The 1886-nt window shown below is 49.6% G+C and carries 2 protein-coding genes; one reads left to right on the top strand and one right to left on the bottom strand.

Annotated features, from left to right (window positions below):
* The first annotated feature begins 388 nt into the window (after nucleotides 1–388).
* Nucleotides 389–1003 (top strand): inorganic triphosphatase, encoded by a 615-nt coding sequence (locus KDK18_RS00780; RefSeq protein WP_257252488.1) that lies wholly within the window; start codon nucleotides 389–391, stop codon nucleotides 1001–1003.
* Nucleotides 1004–1014: 11 nt separating this feature from the next.
* Here KDK18_RS00780 and KDK18_RS00775 read toward each other — a convergent pair.
* A partial coding sequence (locus tag KDK18_RS00775) for a GntP family permease (protein WP_257252487.1) occupies nucleotides 1015–1886 on the bottom strand: 872 nt, incomplete at its 5' end.

The following is a 1886-nucleotide window of genomic DNA, read 5'->3' as shown; positions in this document are numbered from 1 at the left end:
TCGCCTTCAAATGCTGCTTTGAAAAACGGTTCCAGCTGTATGGCGCATTCGTGCGCTTTGGCTATATGTTTTTGTATCGGGCCAATAGGAGAGCGGCCAAATACACTTGATAGTAGGTTGCTGGTTGGCATAGTCGCAGACCTTTTGGGTTGAATTTATGATGGGCATATTGCCCGTCGTCTATGGCGAACGACTTACAGAACTCGCTTCCTATCCTGTCCACTGGAACAGGATAGCTGATCAAAAATTATAGGAGCTGACTAAAATTTGTATACTGTAATGCCTCTTGCATCTCAAGTATTTCGACCATTCACGCGCTCGTTTCTCATAACAAACTTTTCTGCTTAGAGTTAAAATGAACCTTTTCAAGTCGTCGGTCAGCTAACCCATGAGTACTGAAACAGAGTTAAAGTTGTCGCTGCCACAGGAGCAGATACCTGTCCTTAAGACACTACCTTTCTGGAAAAAGTTCACCAGCTCGGCACCTGAAACGTTTCATTTGGGCAATACCTACTTTGATACGGCTTCTCTGACACTGAATCAGGCACGGGTTGCTTTGCGTATCAGAGAGAAAAATGGTCAATTTTTTCAGACGCTGAAAACCAGAGGCGAGAGTATTAACGGGCTGACTCGCCGGGGAGAGTGGGAGTGGTCAATAGAACGCCCGGAACTGGATATTGCGGGTTTACAAAAGGTTTGGCCAGAAGCATTGGGAGCCTTGACTTCAAAGGACCTGATACCGCTCTTCTCAACCGATTTTGAGCGAACCTGCTGGCGGGTAGAGTGGTCTGAGCCGGCAGCCAGAGTTGAGGTTGCTTTGGATTACGGTCATATTTGCTCAGGTGATGAAAGCAGTGTCATCTGTGAGTTGGAGCTGGAGCTGGTGACAGGTGATGAAAATGCGCTTCAAACGATTGCTGATCAACTGGCAAAAGCCATTGATTTGAAGCCGGCAGACAAGAGCAAAGCAGAGAGAGGGTTTGAATTGCTTCAGCGAAGCTGAGGTCTCTTCGCTCAGATACTTATGAAGCTGGCCAGTACCAGAACGGTTGCCAGCCCTGACAGAGCCTGAAGCAGCGTGGCCAGGGTGAACGACTTAAACCCCGTGGCCGGACTGATTCCGGAAAACTGGGTCACTACCCAGAAATAACTGTCATTGGCATGGGTAACCAGCATGGAGCCGCATCCTGCCGACAAAAAGGCCAACAGTCGACCATTGTCGGAGTCCAGGCCCAAGCCAGGCAGTAAGGGATCAAGCATCGACGCGGCACTGATTAAAGCTACAGTGGAAGAGCCCTGCGCGGTTTTGAACAGTGCTGCTATGAGAAATGGCAAAATCAGCCCAAGACTCTCTGGCAGCCCTTCAGCAATTCTGGCAATGTGTCCAGTCTGAGCCAGTATTCCCGCAAGTGCGCCACCGGCTGTAATGATCAAAATAATCATTGCGCATGAGTGAATACTCTCACTGAAAATCTCAGTGAACCCGTTCTTGCATTGGCGAATCAATGGCAGGCTGGCCAGCAAACCCAGAAACAGCGCATTGGCAGGTTGTGAAAGGAAAGTAGCCCAGCTCTGCTCTTTATTGCCTGCTTGAAAGTTAGCCAGGGACATCAGTAGCAAAGGTAAAAAGATAGGGATAGTAGCTGCCCAGACGTTTTTGTGATGGGGAAGGTCTGATTGAGGGGGAGTACCAACCATTTGGCCCTCATAATCAGAAGCTGGCTCATTCAGCCAGCGGGTGACCCAGTTGCCCCACAATATGGCTACAAAAGTGGATAAGAGAGCTACTCCCAGCGCCCAGGGAATCACCAGACTGGGAGATATTCCCAAAATCAGGGTTGCCGCTGCAGGGCCGGTTGTGGGAGGGACCAGAGAATGGGTTGCAA

The organism is Endozoicomonas sp. SESOKO3 (assembly GCF_024606255.1).
The sequence above is the reverse complement of the archived record's forward strand: the minus strand, read 5'-3'. Positions and strand labels throughout refer to the sequence as shown.

Excerpts from the sequence above, each read along its gene's own strand:
- KDK18_RS00780 (WP_257252488.1), top strand. The coding sequence starts at position 389 with ATGAGTACTGAAACAGAGTTAAAGTTGTCGCTGCCACAGGAGCAGATA.